Genomic DNA, 17,347 nt, shown 5'->3' with positions numbered 1-17,347 from the left:
GGGGTCAGCTCCGCACCTGGATCAGCGCATGCGTCCCGCCGGTCCGCCACTTCTGCCCTTCCGCCGCCACCAGCGCCGCCTCCGTGCGGGCGTCCAGGCCGGTGATCACGTCGGACTTCAGGGTGCGCAGGGCGGCGACCGGGCCGGGGAAATGAGCGGTCACGTCGGTGAACGGCGTCGTCGGCGGCCAGAGTTGGTCGCCGACGAGGCGTCGGTAGTTGAGGTCGCCCTTGACGATGGTGAGGGTGGCCGCCGCGAGCTCCTCGCGGAGGTCGCCGGGCATCGCCGCGTACGGCAGAGGGGCGCTGGAGAAAGGGTGGGCGCGGACGGTGAGGCGGCCGTCCGTCATCGCCGACCAGAGGACGCGGCCGTACGTCGCGGCCGCGCCTGGCGCCTCGGTCAGCCGGCGCAGGCCGTCGAGCACGTCGGCGTGCGTGGCGTCGGAGACGTAGTAGGGGTACGGCTTGACGTGGAGGACGGCCCGTCCGATCCGCCCCTGGGTGAGGAGGTGGGCGATGAGGAGCAGGTCGGGAACGAGTTCGCGGCCGGCGTTGTCGGCGATCAGGCACAGGGTGGCCGCGCCCGAGGTCGGGAGCAGGGACCACAGGGTCTCGCTGTCGTCGGCCACCAGGGGCGGGGTGTCCGAGGACGCCTCGTCCTGCACGGCCGACATACGGAATCCGAGGTCCGCACGATTGCCCCACAGCGACCCGTGCAGCAGCGCCCGGTCCTGCTCGTCGGCGGGCCGGTCCGCGAGGGCGTCGAGGGCGTCGAGTTCCTCGTCCGTCTCGGGGGCGTCGAGTTCGGCCAGCTTGGAGGGCCGGAAGGGGTCGATGCCCTGCCAGGGGCCCGGGGTGAAGTAGCCGACGGCTTCGAGGAGTTGGCGGTAGAAGTAGCTCTCCGACCACAGCCACGGTACGTCGTACCAGGACCGGCCGGTGCAGGCGCCCGCGCCCCATGAGGCCCAGCGCTGCCCGTCGTGCGCGTCGGTGGGGAGGGGTTCGATCACGCCCTTGGTGCAGCTCGTGAGGAGCGCGTCCAGCGCGCGGTGCTGCTCGGGGCCGTACGGGAAGGAGTCCCGTACCTGCCGGATGATCGCGGGGTGCCGCTCGGCGAGCACGCTGTGCGGGAACGAGCCGGGTTCATTGCCGAGGAGCACGGGCGCGAGCGGGGTGGCGGACCTGTCGGGCATGCGGCTCACGGTATCGCGCCTGTCATACGGCTCTGATCTCCCGCTCCAGCTGTGTCGCGAGCGCGAGATAGCGGGCCCGGCGGGGTACCGGGACCAGGCCGCGGATCATGAGGTGCCACATCTCGGCCACCCGGCGGGGCTGGCGTGCGACGGGTTCGAGGGAACGGCCGACGACGCGGGTGCCGACGAAGAAGCAGACGAGGGAGTTGGCGGCGGCCTCGACGTCGAGGTCCGGGTGGATGTCGGACTCCTTGGCGGCGCCGAGGAGTTTGCGGGTGGTGATGTCCAGCAGCTCGGTGAAGGGGTGCCGCAGGGGTGGCCGTATCACCACTCCCCCCGTGGCCAGGCGCAGGCCGGCCCGGGGTATCGGCCCCTCGACGGACAGGCGTGTGATGCCGAACGTCGTGCGTATCAGGGCCTCCAGCGAGGAGTAGCCCCTGCCGTCCATCTCGGTCGCCATCTGCCGGGAGGCTCTGGACTGGAGCTCCATGATGGCCTGGGCGAGGTCCTCCTTCGCCGCGAAGTGGAAGTACAGGGCACCCTTGGTGACTTGGGCGTGTTCGACGATGTCGCTGAGGCTGGTCGATTCATAGCCGTGACGGTCGAAGAGTTCGGCGGCGGCTGTGAGGATCGTGGTGCGGGTCTGTTCGGCGCGTAACTGCCTCACCATCGGCTGGACACTCCTGGGACAGAAAAGAACGGGTCATGCCGTTTGTTTCTCACTCTGCGCACACGATATCTCACCGCTCCTCGGTTCCGACCTCGCACTCGAAAACCTTCGACTCTCCCTGCCTTCCCAGGACTTGGACGCCGAAGCCGTTCGCGCCCTCCCCGTCGACGGCCTCGATCCAGGTTGGCTGGTCGAGTTCGGCGTACTGATGGAAGACGGCATGAAACGAAACGGGCCGCCGTCGGCCGTTGCGCGTGTGAGTCCGTGCGGCCTGGCGGGCGGCCTCCAGCAGTAGCATTCCGGGCACATGATCGAGTGGATGATCGAAGAAAACAGCATGCGCGGTATCAACTCGCAGCCGCCAGCGCCCGGGGTGGTCCGCCGGGGCGAGGACGACGTCCGCGGGCAGGGCGCGGTCCACCTCGGCGGGCGGCAGACCGGGTGGGAGCGGCAGGGCGGACACGGTGGTCGCGGTGCGGCCGCCACGCAGCCTGCGGTAGACGGCTTCGTTTGTCCAGGTCACGGCTATGTGCCCGGTCGCGACGCGTTCGCCGCCGAGCCGTATGTCCGCGTCGTAGCTGAAGCCGGCCGGGCGGCCGCCGCGGTGGTCGACGTCGGAGACGGTGATGTGGAGGACGGGTTCGGCGGGTGCGACGCCTACGGCGAGGTGCTCGGGGCGAGTGGTGAGCCGCAGTTCCCTGAGCACGAACTGGTGGCCCAGCGGCACGTCGTAGGCGGTGTGCGCGAGAAGTGCGCCGGCCTGGCGGACGGTCTCCGCGACCAGCAGCGGCTCGTATGACGACCGGTCCGGCGACACGTGTAACTGATGAGCTCGCGGCCACTGGGCGAAGACGGTGAACTGGTCGGTGTCGGTCCTGGTCGCCCCTGTGAGAAACGTTTCGGCGACGGAGGCTCGGTGGACGAGCTGACGGGGTACGGTGGCGGTCAGGCCGTCCGGCACCGTCGGGGTCTCGGCAAGCGTGATCGTGGCGAATTGCCGCGGATGAGGCATGTCCCCTCCTTGGGTCCCCCCGTATGTGCGTGGACAGACGGCGAGATGCCCGTGCCGCGAGCGTTAGAGTACGAGGCGACCGGTTTGTTTTCAATGCGGCCTCGGGTCGCCCGACCGTGCCCGAACCCGCTCCGGCGCACGCCGGGCGCAGAGGTCAACTCGGCGCAGCGGAGGGGCGGTTATGGCGAGGCAGGAGCGCGCCATCAGAACGCGGAAGGTCATCCTGGAGGCCGCGGGCGCGGTCTTCGACGAGCACGGGTACACCGCGACGACGATCGCGATGGTCCTGGAGCGGGCCGAGGTGACCAAGGGTGCCCTGTATTTCCACTTTTCCTCGAAGGAATCCCTCGCCCAGGCCGTGCTGGACGAGCAGTTGTCGCTCGGCGCGGTGCCGCCGCAGCCGTGCAAGCTGCAGGAACTCGTCGACATCACCTTCGTGTTCGGGCAGCGACTGCTCACCAACTCGCTGCTCAAGGGCAGTGTGCGGCTGGCGGTGGACCAGTGCGCACCGCCCGGGGTCGATCACTCCGGGCCGTTCAGGCAGTGGGCGGACCATCTGGTCGGAATACTCGAACGGGCCCGTGACCAGGGCGAGTTGCTGCCCACCGTGCAGCCCAGGCAGACGGTGGAGCTGCTGGTCGGTGCGTTCGCGGGCATCCAGCTGATGTCGCGGGCGCTGAACGACCGCGATGATCTGGCGGAGCGGATCTCGGTCCTGTGGGGGCACCTCCTGCCGAGCATCGCGCTGCCCGGCATGCTGACCGGCATCGACCGGGAGCCCGATCGCGGGGTGCGCGTGCTGGCCGCCCTCGATGCCGCGGGCGTCGAACCGGTCGCCATGGATCTGTCCGCACGCTGAGTACACGCCGAACGCACGACACCGACCGGATCGACGGTTTCCGCCGGGCCGGTCGGTGGTCGTAGCGGTCTCGATGTCGATGGTCGTAACGATCTCGATGTCGATTGTCGTAACGGTCTCGACGTACGACGGGCCGGCCGATGCCCCATCCGCACCGGCCGGCCCGCCCGCTTGTGGTACGCACCCGTTCGGGGCACGCGTTCAGTTGTTGCTCAGAAGGTCAGCTTCCAGCTGTTGAGCTTGCCCGTGTCCTGGGCCGCCGTGTCCTGGACGCGCAGCTTCCAGGTGCCGTTGGCGGTCTCGCTGGAGGCGTTGACCGTGTAGGTGGTGTTGACGTTGTCCGCGGAGTCCGAGGAGCTGGCGGACTTCAGGCGGTACGTCGAGCCGTCCGGGGCCACCAGGTCGATGACCAGGTCACCGCGGTAGGTGTGGGTGATGTCCACGCCGACCTGGAGAGCCGACGGGGCGTTGCCGCTGCGGCCGCTGACGGCGATGGAGGACTCGATCGCGGAGCCGTTGTCCGGGATGGAGACCGCGGACGTGCTGGTGAAGGTGGTGCCCCCCGTGGAGCCGCCGGAGCTGCCGCTCACCGCCTGCACCGTCTTGGCCGCGTCGGCGAGACCGGCGCCGCAGCCGCCCGAGCAAGTACCCGGCAGAGCACGCGAGTTGGTCTTGATCGCGGACTCGATCTGCGCCGGGGTCAGCGACGCGTTGGCCGACTTCATCAGCGCGACCAGGCCCGCGATGTGCGGGGTGGCCATGCTGGTGCCCTGGTAGTACTCGTAGCTCTCGCTCGACGGGCCCTGCGAACCGGAGTTCAGCGTGGACAGGATGCCGTCCGTGCTGCTGGTGGCGGTCATCTCACCACCCGGGGCGGCGATGTCGACGACCGAGCCGTAGTTCGAGTAGTTGGCGCGGTTGCCGGCGCGGTCGGTCGCCGCGACGGTGATGACGTTGTTGCAGTTCGCCGGGTTGGAGTTGGAGGCGTTCTGGTTCTCGTTGCCCGCCGCGACGACCACCGTGGTGCCGCGGTTCACGGCGGCGTTGATGGCGCTCTGCGTCGCGGCGCTGCACGCGCCGCCCCCGCCGAGGCTCATGTTGATGACCTTGGCGACGTTGGCGTTGGCCGGCACGCCGGAGACGGTGCCGCCGGACGCCCAGGTGATGGCGTCGATGATGTCGGAGTCGTAGCCGCCGCACTGGCCCAGCACCCGCACCGGGGAGACCTTCGCGCCGTACGCGATGCCCGCGACGCCCTTGCTGTTGTTGGTGACCGCGGCGATGGTGCCCGCGACATGGGTGCCGTGCCAGGAGGAGGTGGTGGCCGTCCAGTCGCTGGCGCACTGGCCGTCGGTGGTCCAGTCGCCCGTGTCGGCCGGGTTGCTGTCGCGTCCGTTGCCGTCGTTGGAGACCGCGGTGTCGGAGATGAAGTCGTAGCCGGCGACGATGTTCGCACCCAGGTCGGAGTGGGTGACGTAGCCGGTGTCGATGACGGCGACGGTCACGCCGCTGCCCGTGGTGACGTCCCAGGCGCCCGGCACCCGCATGCCCGCGGTGGTCTCGAACAGGTCCCACTGCTTGCTGTACTCGGTGTCGTTGGGGGTGGCGAGCGGCTTGTTCAGCCGGTCCGGTACGACGTAGGCGACCTGCGGGTCGGCCTGGTACTCGGCGACGACGTCGGCGACATCGGCCTTGGTGAGCTTCTCGCCCAGATCGACGAGGGCGGCGCCGGAGCCGAGGCGGCGCTGGAAGTCGAGGTCCTCGCCGGCCTCCTTGCCCTTGGCGGCGGCATCGGCCTCGGCGGCCTTGTTCGACTTGGCCTCGGAGGCGCCGGACTTGTAGCCGACGATGAGGCGCTCGGCCGTGGTGCCGGGTGCGGCCTCGGTCTGGGCCGCCGGGACGGGGGCGGCGGCCTGCGGGGAGACGGCGTCCTGGGCCACGGCGACGGTGGTGGCGGCCGTGAACAGCGCGGCGGAGACCGCGGCGACGGATATCAGCTTCCGTCTGGTGGATGCAGAGGTACGCAAGGGATTGCCTTTCGTGGCCGGCCGTACTCCGGGCAGCGCGGAGCGGCGGTCGATTTCGCTTCGTCGTCGAAGCGGCGGGGGGTACGCCGGAAGGCGGGGTGGGGTGGTGCGAAGTGCGGGGCGCGGCGGCCGGCCTGGCGCGAGCTACGACCCGTTCGGGGTTACCTGTGGGTCGGCTGTGGTCGAACGATAGGCAAAGAAAAGGTCATCGGGATACAGGGGAAACCCTCGATCCGGCTGGATAACCACCCTCTACGTCGGACGGTTGACCGGTAATGACGGGCTTTGCCCGGCTCGTCGCGCAGTGAACGCGCCGGGCCGGTTTCCCGTACTGCACGAGGACCCTTCCCGTGCCGGCCGAGGAGACGTTCCGGATGTCCCGGATGCCCTGGATGAGATCGCACCGCACCGCCCTGGCGGCCACCGCCGTCACGCCTTTGCTGCTCACAGCGTGGGCGGCGGGCCCGGCCCATGCGCACGGTGCGCCGACGGATCCGGTCAGCCGGGTGTACGGCTGCTCCCCCGACGGCGGCAGCGCGTCCCGGTCGGCGGCCTGCCGGGCGGCGGTCGCGTCGAACGGCGGGCCCTTCACGGCCTGGGACAACCTGCGGATCGCGAATGTGAACGGCCGGGACCGGCAGGTCGTCCCCGACGGGCAGCTGTGCAGCGGCGGACTGCCGGCCTACCGGGGCCTCGACCTCGCCCGCACCGACTGGCCGTCGACCCGGCTGACGCCCGGCTCCGCCCTGACGATGCGGTATGTCTCGACGATCCCGCACACCGGCACCTTCAAGCTCTACCTCACCAAGCCCGGCTACGACCCGACGAAGCCGCTCACCTGGTCCGACCTCCCGGAGAAGCCGTTCGCGCAAGTGACGGACCCGGCACTGACGGACGGGGCGTACCGGATCAGGGCGACGCTGCCGTCCGACCGGGCCGGGCGCCATGTGCTGTACACGATCTGGCAGAACAGCAGCACGCCGGACACGTACTACTCGTGCTCGGACGTGGTGTTCCCGGCGAGCGGGAACGGGAACGGCGGCGAGGGCGGGGGTGGAGGCGGAGGCGCCGAGGAGAGTGGCGGCGGGAGCACGGCTTCGGCCGCCGCGAACGGGGATCGCGGCAACGGCCGTACGACTGCCGGTGCTTCGGCGGCGACCGAGTCGGCGGGCAAGCCGCCTACGACCGCCTCCCCGACGGCTTCCTCCTCGGCCGGCTCCGCGACCGCGGACACCCAGGAGGGCGCCGTGCGCGACAGCACGCCGGTGGCGTCCACCGGCGGTGCCGGTACGGGGCCCTCGACGCCCATGCTGGCGGGCGGCGCCGCCGCGGTGCTGGTGCTCACCGGGGGCGCCGCCCTGGCGCTGCGGTTGCGTCGGAGGTGAACTCCGTCGCCGTACGGGCCAGTTGCCCTAGGCGTCAGTTGACGTAGACCGGCTCGCCGCTGCCGGTCACCGGGGCGTACTTGGCGGTGAAGTAGCCGTTGGCGAAGCAGAGGGACGAGCCCGAGACCTTCGCGAACGGCGCGCCGGCGAAGTTGATGCTGTTGTCGGCGTTGCTCGCCGTGCCGGACAGGCTGGGGGCCTGGTAGACGCAGTTGATGCTGCCCAGCAGGGTCCGCAGTACGACCGTCGTCTGGATGGTGGAGCCCGCGGCCGGAGTGACGGTGACGGTGCCGTCGGAGGCCACGGCGGCGCTGTACGGCAAGTTGTTGACGGTGATGCTGGTGACGCCGAGCACGCCGACGACGTTGGTCGTGCAGCTGGCGGCGTCGAAGGTGTGCCCGGTGACCGACTCCGTCGCGGTCCCGGGTGCGGCGGGGTTGTCGGTCACGGCGGCCGTGAACTGCGACGAGGTGCAGGAGATGCCGCTCGTACCGGTCGCGCTGGAGTAGAACGTGGCGGCGGTGCCGCTCGCCAGCGGCGCGGTGAGGACCTCGCCGACCGCGACGGCCGTACCGCCGACGGAGCCGGTGGTGAGAACGGTGCCGTCGGCCGCGGACGCGGGGCCGGCCATGGGGAGGGTGAGGGCGGCGACGGTGCCGGCGAGGGTGAGGAGGGTGCGCGTGCGCATGCGGGTGTACCTCGGCTTTCGTTGCGGGGGTTTGCCCTGAGCGCAGTCGAGCGGCTCAGGGGTTCGGGGGTGGGGGTGGGGGTGTGGAGCGTGGGGGGTTGGGGGGTGGGAGGTTGAGGGGGCGCCCGAGTCGGTGTGCGCTGTTGCCGGTCCGTGACGCCTTCTCCGTACATCACGGACCGGCAACGGCAGCCCGACCGGGACCGGCCGGAGACCGTGGGGAGGGCTCCGGGCGGACCGGGCGGGGGGCGTCCGGCACGGACCGAAGGGGGGAAGTGACCGTGACGGCGCCATGGAGTGATCTCGAGAAAATGTGAAGGACATCAGGTCCGGGAACGCGGGCAAAGGCCACGCGGCGGCGGATCCGGCGCCACGGATCCAGGGGGGAGCCAGGGCAAGTTGTAGACCTGAGTGTCAGTCAACGTCAAGGCATAACAGGGGAGTTGATGTTTGCTTCGCAGCTCTGTGAGGCCACTGAAGGCTGCTCGACTCACAGGCGGCACACAATCAACACCCTTTTTCCATAACTGCCTTGACCCTCGCCTGTAACCACCGGTAACTTCCCGGCTGGCTACTGCGGAGTACGAGAAAGCCCTTGCGCCCGCCGGGAGTTGCGAGGGGCGTGCGCCGTGGGCGCTGTCCGCGCCAGGACAACGTGCCACTGATGCCCTACCCGCACTTTCATGCACCTGGGAGCAGTTATGGCCTCGTCCTCGGACGTCACCTCGTCCGCCGACAACTTCCCCGAGAACCCGGAAAGCGGTTCCGGGTCCGAAGCGTCCGGCACCACCGACGGCCCCGCGAGACGCGGGCGGGTCCGGGCGCGCCGGGCCGCCGTGATGGCGGTGCCGGCCACCCTCGTCGCCGGCGCCCTTGCGGTCCTCACCGCCGAAGGCGCGCTGGGCGTGCAGTTCGCCATCTCCGGCATGCCCTTCACGGTGACCGCGACCGAGCTCAACGGCACCGGGTTCGAGCAGTTCGGCGGCCTCGACGAAATGGCGCCGGGCAGTCCCAACGCGGGTGACACCGGCGGCCAGGTACTGGTCGTCACCTCCGCGATCAAGAGCGCGACGCTCACGAAGCTGTGCCAGAGCGTCGACCTCGGCGGCACGAACCTGCTCATCACCGCGGGCAGCGGGGCGGAGAAGGTGAGCGCGAGCGATCTGACCACCGACTCGACCGAGCTGTCGGGTGACGCGGCGTTCACCAACATCGAGATCGGCAACGACGCGAGTACGTTGACCAAGGCCGGGGTGAAGGGGCCGATCGGTGTCTTCAGCCAGCAGGCGGACACCGTGCGCATCGCCAACCTGCGGCAGACCAACTATGCGACGACTGCGGGTGTGTTCAAGCTTCCGGGTCTGAAGCTCCGCTTCAGCAGTACGGGTTGCTGATGAGTGAGCGTGCGGGTTTCCGGTCGGCCTTCCGTCGTTGGCGGGCCGACCGGCCGTTCTGGGGCGGGCTGCTGCTTGCGCTGGGCGGGGCGGAGGTTCTGCTCACCATGAAGGCGTCCATGAAGGTCATGCTGCATGCCGGCATGCAGGGGCTGGCCGGGTATCTGTTGCCGACGCTGATGGTGCTGCTCGGTGTGCTGATTCTGTTCAACCCGGCGCAGCGGCTTTTCTACTCGATCACCGGGGTTCTGGTGACCCTGGGGACCTGGCTCACGTCGAATCTGGGCGGGTTCTTCGTGGGGCTGCTGCTGGGGGTCGTGGGGAGCAGTCTGGCGTTCGGGTGGCTTCCGGATCAGGCGCCGCGGGAGCGTCGGCGACGGCGGCGGAAGGAGGCGGCTGCTGCCGTGGTGGCCGCTCAGCAGGCTGGGGAGCCCGCCTGAACCGGGTTCCTTGGCTTGCTGTTGGTCGCCGGGGGCCGTGCGTGGCGTTGTTTCGCCGCAGCGCCGTAGGGGTCGGTGGAGTTCGGCGGGTGCGGGTGTGTGGGGGCTGGTCGCGCCCACGCGGCAGAGGCGCAAAACGACACAGCCCCGCGCCCCTGGGTGGGCACGCTGACCGTCAGCTTCACAGCACCGTCGGGGTTGGTGTGCCGAACCAACGGCCTCCCAGCACCCCAGGGTTCACGCGTCCCGAACCAACGGCCTCCCACCACCCCAGGGTTCACGCGTCGAACCGCCGGCTTCCCGACGCTCCCAGAGGTAGACCTGGGCTCCGTCAACTTCCCTGCGAGCCAGGGGCGTTGACAGACTGGTGCGGACCGTCGCCCATGTCCCGGAGGCCTTATGTCCGCCGATCGTATTGACACCGAGACCGCGCACTCCGCCCGCATCTACGACTACATCCTTGGCGGCAAGGACTATTACCCCGTCGACCAGGAAGCCGGCGACGCCATGGCTCGTGAGTGGCCGGCGTTGCCGGTTCATATGCGGGCCAACCGGGACTTTATGAATCGGGCCGTGCGGTATCTCGCCGAAGAGGCGGGGATACGGCAGTTCCTGGATGTCGGGACCGGGATTCCTACGTCGCCGAGCATTCATGAGATCGCCCGGTCGGTCGCGCCCGGGGCCCGGGTCGTCTACGTCGACAACGATCCGCTCGTCCTCGCGCTGTCCCAGGAGCTCTTGTCCAGCACGGGCGAGGGCAGGACGGCGTACATCGAAGCCGACATGCGGGAGCCCGCGACCATTCTCGACAGCCCGGCGTTCCGCGAGACCCTCGATCTCGGTGAGCCGGTCGCGCTCGCCGTGATCGCGATCGTGCACTTCATGCTGGACGAGCACGACGCCGTCGGGATCGTGCGGCGGCTGCTCGAACCGCTGCCTGCCGGCAGCTACCTCGCGATGTCCATCGGCACCGCCGAGTTCGCGCCGGACGAGGTCGGCCGGGTCGCCCGGGAGTACGCGGCGCGCGGCATGCCGATGCGGTTGCGCACCCTCGCCGAGGCCGAGGAATTCTTCACCGGTCTGGACCTCGTCGAGCCGGGCATCGTGCAGGTCCACAAGTGGCGTCCGGACAGAACGGGCACCGAGGCGGTCCGGGACGAGGACATCGCGATGTACGGGGCGGTCGCACGCAAGCCGAGTTGACCCGGTTTGCGAGCGCAAGCGGTGGGGGCGGGACGGTCGTCGGCCCGCGCTCCCGCCAGCGGTTCATCACGATGTGGCAGCAACGACTCACCCCTTGTGGTTGCACACTTGACTACCGGTGGTCACACGCGATTGGCTCCGGCCCAGCGAGAGTTGACCAGGTCGGCGCACTTTCCGGGCGGCGCGGGCCGTACTCTCGTTCGTTCCTCCGGCTCGGCCGCACAGCGAGGTGCCGCACCCTCATGAAGACCTCACCCCCCTCCCCCGCTTTCACTCGCGTCGCCGCCCTCACGGCCGCCACCTGTCTGCTGCTGGCCGGCTGCTCCGCCGTCGGCGGGACCGACGACACCTCGGAGGCGGCCGCCGCGTCCGGCGGTCCGCGGCTGAAGATCTCTCTGGTCACCCACGGCGGCGAGGGGGACGCCTTCTGGGAGTTGGTGCAGAAGGGCGCCCAGGCCGCGGCCGCCAAGGACAACATCGACCTGACCTACGCGAACGACTCCGACCCGGCCGGACAGGCCGAGCTGATGCGGGACGCGATACGGCAGAAGGCCGACGGCATCGCGGTGACCCTGGCCAAGCCGTCGGCGATGACGAGCCCGGTCAGAGAGGCACGGGCGGCCGGCATACCGGTGGTCGGCCTCAACTCTGGTATAGACGAATGGCAGTCCGCAGGGCTGCTCGGGTACTTCGGCCAGGACGAGAGCGTCGCGGGCCGAGCCGTCGGCGACAAGCTCGACGACCTGAAGGTCAAGCACGCCCTGTGTGTCATCCACGAGCGCGGCAATGTCGCCCTGGAGGCGCGCTGCGCGGGTGTGAAGAAGGCGTTCGGCGGCGAGACCGAGAACCTCTATGTGGACGGCACCGACATGGACGCGGTGACCGAGACCGTCGCGTCCCGGCTGACGCAGGACCCGAGCATCGACGAAGTCGTCACACTGGGCGCGCAATTCGCGCTCGCCGCGGTGAAGTCGGCCGAGGAGGCCCACAGCAAGGCCCATGTCGCGACCTTCGACATCAACAAGGACCTCGTCGAGGCGGTCCAGGGCGGGGACGTGCAGTTCGCGGTGGACCAGCAGCCGTATCTGCAGGGCTACCTCGCCGTGGACTCGCTCTGGCTGTACCGGACCAACGGCAACACCCTCGGTGGTGGCGAGGCCCCCGTCCTCACCGGGCCGGCGTTCGTCACCAAGGCGAACGTCGCCGCGGTCGCGAAGTTCGCCGCCAACGGAACCCGCTGACCGGACACTTCCGCCGACGGTGTCACCGAAGATTGGGGCATGCGTGACGCGTACGCTCACTTGTACGGATAACATCCTGCGCACCCCCTGTGACGTATCGGACACGCGTCCACCTCTCGCGCTCGTCCCCCTTCCCCTCCTCCGCTGATCGCCCTAGGACGACAATGTCTCCACGGACAGGTCCCCGGCGCCGCCGCCTCGGCTCCATACGTCTCTCCCTGATCCTCCTGGCGCTGGTGCCCAGCGTCACGCTCGCCGCCGTGTGGAGCGTGACGACGATCCAGATGTTCTCGGAGGGCCTGACGCTGCGCTCGCAGACCGGGCTGAGCAAGTCGACCGGCGCCATGGGCACCGAGGCCACCCTCGCGCTGCAGCGGGAGCGCAGCTTCTCGGCCGTATGGCTGGCCTCGCACCAGGACGCGGCCCGCAGCGCGCTGGACGAGCAGCGCCGCAAGACCGACAAGGCGGTCGCGAAACTCCTCGGCCAGTCGGACGAGATCCAGCAGGCGCCACCCCGGGTCAAGGACCGGCTGTACTCGGTCGTCGCGTCGGCGAGCAGCCTGGAGTACTACCGGGGCCAGGTGGACAACCCCACGGACATCAAGGCCGTGCAGGCGCTGGATCAGTACACGTCGATCATCGACGACCAGATCCACGCCTTCCAGGAGCTCTCCCAGGTCGACGACGGTGACCTCACCTCGCAGGCCGGTCCGCTGGTCTCGCTGGAGCACGCGGCGGAGCTGGTGTCCCAGGAGGACGCGTTGCTGACCCTGGCCGGGCCGGCGGGGAAGATGGACAACAAGACGTGGACCGAGTTCGCGGAGCTGGTGAACACTCGCCGCTGGCTCGTCGAGGACCAGATCCTGCCTTCGCTGACCGGGAACGCGAAGGCGGAAACCGAGCGGATCCTGGGGAGTGCGCAGTGGCGGACCCTGGAGTCCGTCGAGGACCGGGTGTTCGCGGCCCGCGCGGCGGCGCGCGGTGACGGGGACATCGCGCTCCCGGACGTGCAGAAGGAGTGGCGGGCCGCGCTGATCAAGGTCTCCGACGAGTACGCGGTGCTGATCCAGCAGCAGACGACCGGACTGCTGCAGCGCAGTGCCGACGACGCGCGCGGCCTGCTGATCAAGGCCGCGTCCCTGAGCGCGGGCGGTCTGGTCGCCCTGCTGCTGTGCGTCTGGATGTCCTGGCGGATCACCCGCTCGCTGTCCCGGCGCCTGCGCGGGCTGCGCGAGGCCACCCTGAGCCTCGCCCAGGAGCGGCTGCCGGACGTGGTGGCCCGCCTGGAGCGGGGCGAGAAGGTCGACGTGGAGCTGGCGACCCCGCCGCTGGACTACGGCCATGACGAACTCGGCCAGGTGGCCAAGGCGTTCAACACCGCGCAGCGCACGGCCGTGCACACCGCCGTCGAACTCGCCGACACCCGGCGCGGCTTCCAGAAGATCATCCTGGGCATCGCACGGCAGAGCCAGAACCTGGTCAACCTGCAGCTCACCAAGCTCGACGCGCTGGAGCGCGCGCACCAGGACCCCGAGGTCCTCAAGGGCCTTTACGAACTGGACTCCACCGCCAGCCAGTTGCGCCGCTACGAGGAGAACCTCGTCATCATCAGCGGTGAGCGGCCCGGCCGCAGCTGGAGCGAGCCGGTCGCGCTGATCGACATCCTGCGCAGTGCCGTCGGCGAGGTCGCCGAGTACCAGCGGGTGGAGGTGCACACCGAGGAGGAGGTGCATCTCGCGCCGCCCGCGGTGGCGGACGTGATTCATCTGCTGGCCGAGCTGATCGAGAACGCCACGCTGTACTCCCCCGCTCCGGCGCCGGTCACGGTTCGGGCCGCGATGGTGGCCAAGGGCCTGGCCGTGGAGGTGGAGGACCGCGGTCTCGGCATGTCGGAGGAGGACTACGACTCCTTCAACGCCCAGTTGGCCGACCCCCCGCAGTTCGACGTGGTGGCCCTCGCCGACGATCTGCGGCTCGGCATGTTCGTGATCTCCCAGCTCGCCCACCGGCACGGCATCGCCGTGACCCTGCGCTCCTCGCCGTACGGCGGCACGACGGCGATCGTGCTGATCCCGCACGACATCGTGGTGCGGGACCTGCCCGCGCCGGACCGGGACGAGGTGCAGCACGCCGGGGCCGCCGAACCGCAGGAGCCGGTACGGGAGCCCCGTCCGGTCGTCCCGCCCCGCACCGCACCCGCCCAGGCCGCCGCATCCGCCCAGGCCGCCGCGCCCACGCCCACGCCCGCAGCAGGCCCAGCACCCCGCGGTGGCCTCTCCCCGCTCCCCCGCCGGGTTCCGCAGACCAGCCTGGCCGCCGAGCTGCGCGAGGAGGCCCCCGCCGCCGAAGAGGACGGGCACGCAGACGACTTCACCGCGGAACGAGCCGCCTCCTCCCTCGCCTGCTTCCAGCGGGGGACGCTCCAGGCTCGCGACGAAAGCGACCGCGAGGCATCCAACGCGCCCGAGGCCGAGGACCAGCGGGTCCCGGCCACTCGGGGGGCGCGTGACGACGGTGCCCGTGCGGAGCCGCCCACGGCCGCCTCGGCCGGCTCCGCCTCCTCCCCCACGTCCTCCTCCCCGCCCGCCGACCGCTCATGAAGGACATCGCCATGACACGCCCCACCCCCGCCACGGACACCCAGCTCGATCAGTTGCTCACCGGACTCGTGGAGCGGGTCGCCGACGTCAACCACGCCGTCGTGCTCTCCGAGGACGGTCTGGTGGTGAGCAAGTCCACCGGGTTCCTGCGCGACGACGCCGAGCGGCTGGCGGCGACCGCGTCCGGCCTGATGAGCCTCAGCAAGGGCGTCAGCCTGGACTTCAGAGGCGGGCCGGTGCGCCAGGCGCTGATCGAGATGGCCCACAGCTATCTGATCCTGACCTCCGCCGGGCCGGGCGCCCACCTCGTCGTCCTCACCAACCAGGGCGCGGACGTCGGTGTGGTGGCGTACCAGATGAACATGCTGGTGAAGAAGATCGGCGAGCATCTGTCGGCGGCACCGCGGGCCCATGTCGGCCCTGGCGCGTGAGGTGGGCCCAGATGATTCGGCGGGCCGGCTGGTACGTCCCTTCACCCTGACCGGCGGCCGGACGCGGCCCAGCCGCACCGACTTCACACTGATCACGACGGTGACGGCGGTGGATCCGCCGCCGGAGCGGGCGCCCCGTCCGCAGCCCGAGCAGGCCCGGATCCTGCGGCGCTGCGCCCGGCCGATCGCCGTCGCGGAGCTCGCGGCCCATCTCGACCTCCCGGTGAGCGTGGTCGCCATCATGCTCTGCGATCTGCTGGAGGCGGGCCTGATCACCGTTCACCCGCCGCACCCCGTCACCTCCCGCACCCCGGACCTGGACCTGCTGCAGAAAGTGAGGGACGGCCTTGGCCGGCTCTGACACCACCCTGGAACCGGTCGCGCCGCCCGACACGGTCAAGATCCTCATCGCCGGCGGTTTCGGCGTCGGCAAGACCACCATGGTCGGGTCGGTCAGCGAGATCGCCCCGCTGCGTACCGAGGAGCCCCTGACCACGGCGGGTCTGGGCATCGACGACCTCAACGGCATCGAGGAGAAGCGGGCCACCACCGTGGCCCTGGACTTCGGCCGGATCACCATCAGCCAGGAGCTGGTGCTGTATCTGTTCGGTACGCCCGGGCAGCAGCGGTTCTGGTTCATGTGGAACGACCTGGCGATCGGCGCGCTGGGGGCGGTGGTCCTGGTCGACGTCCGCCGGCCGGAGTCCAGCTTCGCGGCGCTCGACTTCTTCGAGCGCCGGGGCATCCCCTTCGTCGTCGGCGTCAACGGCTTCCACGGCGAACATCCCTACCCCGCCGACGACATCCGGGACGCCCTCGCACTCCCTGAGCATGTGCGGGTGCTGCTGTGCGACGCGCGGGAGCGTGAATCGTGCCGGGACGTACTGATCGCGCTGATCGACCAGTTGATCGCCGATGCCCGTCAGGCGAGCTGAACTGAACCGAGCTGAACTCAACCCAGCTGAACTGAGCTGCGGGGTCCTACTCCTCGGGGCCGGTCAGCGGCCGGTTCGCCGGCGCGACGAGCCGGGCCGTGAGGTCCGGATCGGGCATGCCGGGGTCGAAGGGGAACATCGGCCGGCGAATGCGGTGGTGGCCGAGCCGGGGCAGGTCCTGGTCGACGCCGCCCGGGGTGAGGGCCATCTTCCAGTAAGGGGCGTAGCTCAGATGGCCAGAGCGCCGGTCTCCAAAACCGGATGCCGCAGGTTCGATTCCTGCCGCCCCTGCCACTGATCACGTCTTCAGAGATCTGCTGCGGGCCTCAACTACGAACCCTCCCCGCCGAGCGGAAAATCCGGCGACCCGAGGAGACCGCTCTACTACGGTCGCGGGGGAGGTAGACGCGTGTCCTGGCCATCTGTGATCGTTCTTGTCCCCGCGGAGCGACGCCCGTCGCTTGAAGGGCGAATCCGTTCCCTTGAGCTCGTGCCGGATCCCGTGACGGGCGACGAAAGGCTGCACCAGCACGGGTACTCGTATTACATCGACCTCTCCGGCGGGATCCTGGCGGACTACGAGCCGGAGGAGCTCGAGCAGGTGAGGGCCCGGATCGGCGAACCGTACGCGGTCTATGTGTCGTGCCAGTCCATGGACGCGGCCCGGGCCTTCCTCCGCGACGTCCTGCCTGGCGTGGACGGTCTTGTCGACACCAACCACCACGAGATCCTGCAGGCGAGCGAGTTCCTAGGATGGCGGCCAGGGGCAGTGCGGCCTTGGTAAGCGACAGCAAGCTTGTCCGTCCGGCTTGCAAGTCCCCGCCAGTGCTGTCGGCGCGGGTCATGGCGGAGGTGACCTTGTCGTGGCCGAGGAATCCGGAGCGGATGCGGCCGGTGGCGGGCTTGTTCGTCGGGTTGGTGATGCGGGCGATGGTGTAGTCGAGACCCGAGCCGGTGACGGCCTCGGTCATGCCCTTCAGCTCGGTCAGCGCGTTGGGGAACATCAGCCCGGCCATGACGGGCAGCACCTTGTGCTTCCAGTGGGGCCTGTCGCGCGGATCGGCCAGTGAGGGCGTGGCCAGGCCGATGAACCGGTCCACCTTCTGTGCCTGCATGGCCTGCACGATGGTGCGGGTGCCGTCGGTCACCTGGGTGCCAGGCCCACTGCCCTCTACCGCGCCATGGTCCGCCTCTCACGAACCGGCCCGGGCACCGCCTAGGGTGGCGGCCTCGGCCCGTGGTACGCGTTCACGCCATGGTGGGCGTCCGC

General features: G+C 70.0%; 16 protein-coding genes, 1 tRNA gene and 2 pseudogenes. 12 read left to right on the top strand and 7 right to left on the bottom strand.

Features of this window, described 5'->3' with window-relative positions; all coding sequences use genetic code 11:
• Positions 1–4: 4 nt before the first annotated feature.
• From EHO50_RS17850 to EHO50_RS17840, 3 genes are all read right to left on the bottom strand, one after another.
• The gene (locus EHO50_RS17850) at positions 5–1,192 is read right to left on the bottom strand and encodes a damage-control phosphatase ARMT1 family protein (RefSeq protein WP_128431122.1); all 1,188 of its coding nucleotides are present in this window, start codon (positions 1,190–1,192) and stop codon (positions 5–7) included.
• Positions 1,193–1,214: 22 nt separating this feature from the next.
• Positions 1,215–1,862, bottom strand: a complete 648-nt coding sequence (locus tag EHO50_RS17845; protein WP_128431121.1) for a ScbR family autoregulator-binding transcription factor — start codon at positions 1,860–1,862, stop codon at positions 1,215–1,217.
• Positions 1,863–1,932: 70 nt separating this feature from the next.
• Positions 1,933–2,874, bottom strand: a complete 942-nt coding sequence (locus EHO50_RS17840) for a ScbA/BarX family gamma-butyrolactone biosynthesis protein (RefSeq protein WP_128431120.1) — start codon at positions 2,872–2,874, stop codon at positions 1,933–1,935.
• 181 nt (positions 2,875–3,055) lie between these two features.
• Between EHO50_RS17840 and EHO50_RS17835 the strand changes: the two genes are divergently transcribed.
• A complete protein-coding gene (locus tag EHO50_RS17835; protein WP_128431119.1) occupies positions 3,056–3,733 on the top strand; it encodes a ScbR family autoregulator-binding transcription factor in 678 nt (225 codons plus the stop codon).
• A gap of 212 nt (positions 3,734–3,945) precedes the next feature.
• Here the strand turns inward: EHO50_RS17835 and EHO50_RS17830 are convergent, their stop codons facing one another.
• Entirely contained in the window at positions 3,946–5,760 is a 1,815-nt protein-coding gene (locus EHO50_RS17830; RefSeq protein ID WP_128431118.1) for a S8 family peptidase, read from the bottom strand.
• Between the two features lie 383 nt (positions 5,761–6,143).
• Here EHO50_RS17830 and EHO50_RS17825 point away from each other — a divergent pair, with 383 nt between their 5' ends.
• A complete protein-coding gene (locus EHO50_RS17825) occupies positions 6,144–7,145 on the top strand; it encodes a lytic polysaccharide monooxygenase (RefSeq protein ID WP_128431289.1) in 1,002 nt (333 codons plus the stop codon).
• Positions 7,146–7,179: 34 nt separating this feature from the next.
• Here the strand turns inward: EHO50_RS17825 and EHO50_RS17820 are convergent, their stop codons facing one another.
• Positions 7,180–7,833: a Tat pathway signal sequence domain protein gene (locus tag EHO50_RS17820; protein ID WP_128431117.1), complete on the bottom strand. Its 654-nt coding sequence runs from the start codon at positions 7,831–7,833 to the stop codon at positions 7,180–7,182.
• 701 nt (positions 7,834–8,534) lie between these two features.
• Between EHO50_RS17820 and EHO50_RS17815 the strand changes: the two genes are divergently transcribed.
• The 8 genes from EHO50_RS17815 to EHO50_RS17780 all read left to right on the top strand — a co-directional run bounded on the left by EHO50_RS17815 (position 8,535) and on the right by EHO50_RS17780 (position 16,077).
• A complete protein-coding gene (locus EHO50_RS17815) occupies positions 8,535–9,227 on the top strand; it encodes a DUF6230 family protein (RefSeq protein WP_128431116.1) in 693 nt (230 codons plus the stop codon).
• Entirely contained in the window at positions 9,227–9,667 is a 441-nt protein-coding gene (locus EHO50_RS17810; RefSeq protein WP_128431115.1) for a DUF6114 domain-containing protein, read from the top strand. The genes EHO50_RS17815 and EHO50_RS17810 overlap by 1 nt, the downstream gene beginning before the upstream one ends.
• A 399-nt stretch (positions 9,668–10,066) precedes the next feature.
• Positions 10,067–10,870, top strand: a complete 804-nt coding sequence (locus EHO50_RS17805; RefSeq protein WP_128431114.1) for an SAM-dependent methyltransferase — start codon at positions 10,067–10,069, stop codon at positions 10,868–10,870.
• Between the two features lie 242 nt (positions 10,871–11,112).
• On the top strand, positions 11,113–12,111 hold the full coding sequence (locus tag EHO50_RS17800) for a substrate-binding domain-containing protein (RefSeq protein WP_128431113.1): 999 nt from the start codon (positions 11,113–11,115) through the stop codon (positions 12,109–12,111).
• A 164-nt stretch (positions 12,112–12,275) separates the two neighbouring features.
• Positions 12,276–14,711, top strand: a complete 2,436-nt coding sequence (locus EHO50_RS17795) for a sensor histidine kinase (protein WP_128431112.1) — start codon at positions 12,276–12,278, stop codon at positions 14,709–14,711.
• 11 nt (positions 14,712–14,722) lie between these two features.
• Complete coding sequence (locus EHO50_RS17790; RefSeq protein ID WP_128431111.1) at positions 14,723–15,142, top strand: roadblock/LC7 domain-containing protein; 420 nt, start codon at positions 14,723–14,725, stop codon at positions 15,140–15,142.
• Positions 15,123–15,503: a DUF742 domain-containing protein gene (locus EHO50_RS17785; RefSeq protein ID WP_425472205.1), complete on the top strand. Its 381-nt coding sequence runs from the start codon at positions 15,123–15,125 to the stop codon at positions 15,501–15,503. The genes EHO50_RS17790 and EHO50_RS17785 overlap by 20 nt, the downstream gene beginning before the upstream one ends.
• Positions 15,490–16,077, top strand: coding sequence for a GTP-binding protein (locus EHO50_RS17780; protein ID WP_128431110.1), 588 nt, complete (start codon positions 15,490–15,492; stop codon positions 16,075–16,077). Before EHO50_RS17785 ends, EHO50_RS17780 begins: the two co-directional genes overlap by 14 nt.
• 46 nt (positions 16,078–16,123) lie before the next feature.
• Here EHO50_RS17780 and EHO50_RS17775 read toward each other — a convergent pair.
• Positions 16,124–16,291 (bottom strand): annotated as a pseudogene (locus EHO50_RS17775) (M81 family metallopeptidase); the annotation flags it as partial.
• A 3-nt stretch (positions 16,292–16,294) separates the two neighbouring features.
• Here EHO50_RS17775 and EHO50_RS17770 point away from each other — a divergent pair.
• Together EHO50_RS17770 and EHO50_RS17765 are read left to right on the top strand one after the other, a co-directional pair.
• Positions 16,295–16,371: transfer RNA gene (locus tag EHO50_RS17770), tRNA-Trp, on the top strand.
• Positions 16,372–16,567: 196 nt separating this feature from the next.
• Entirely contained in the window at positions 16,568–16,861 is a 294-nt protein-coding gene (locus tag EHO50_RS17765) for a hypothetical protein (protein WP_246101232.1), read from the top strand.
• Between the two features lie 106 nt (positions 16,862–16,967).
• On the opposite strand, the pseudogene EHO50_RS45100 reads toward EHO50_RS17765, so the two are convergent.
• Positions 16,968–17,192 (bottom strand): annotated as a pseudogene (locus EHO50_RS45100) (NAD(P)-dependent oxidoreductase); the annotation flags it as partial.
• Between the last annotated feature and the right edge of the window lie 155 nt (positions 17,193–17,347).

Origin of the sequence: Streptomyces cyaneus, from assembly GCF_004028635.1 — a bacterium.
GTDB lineage: Bacteria > Actinomycetota > Actinomycetes > Streptomycetales > Streptomycetaceae > Streptomyces > Streptomyces cyaneus.
This window is presented reverse-complemented; position numbering and strand designations above follow the sequence as displayed.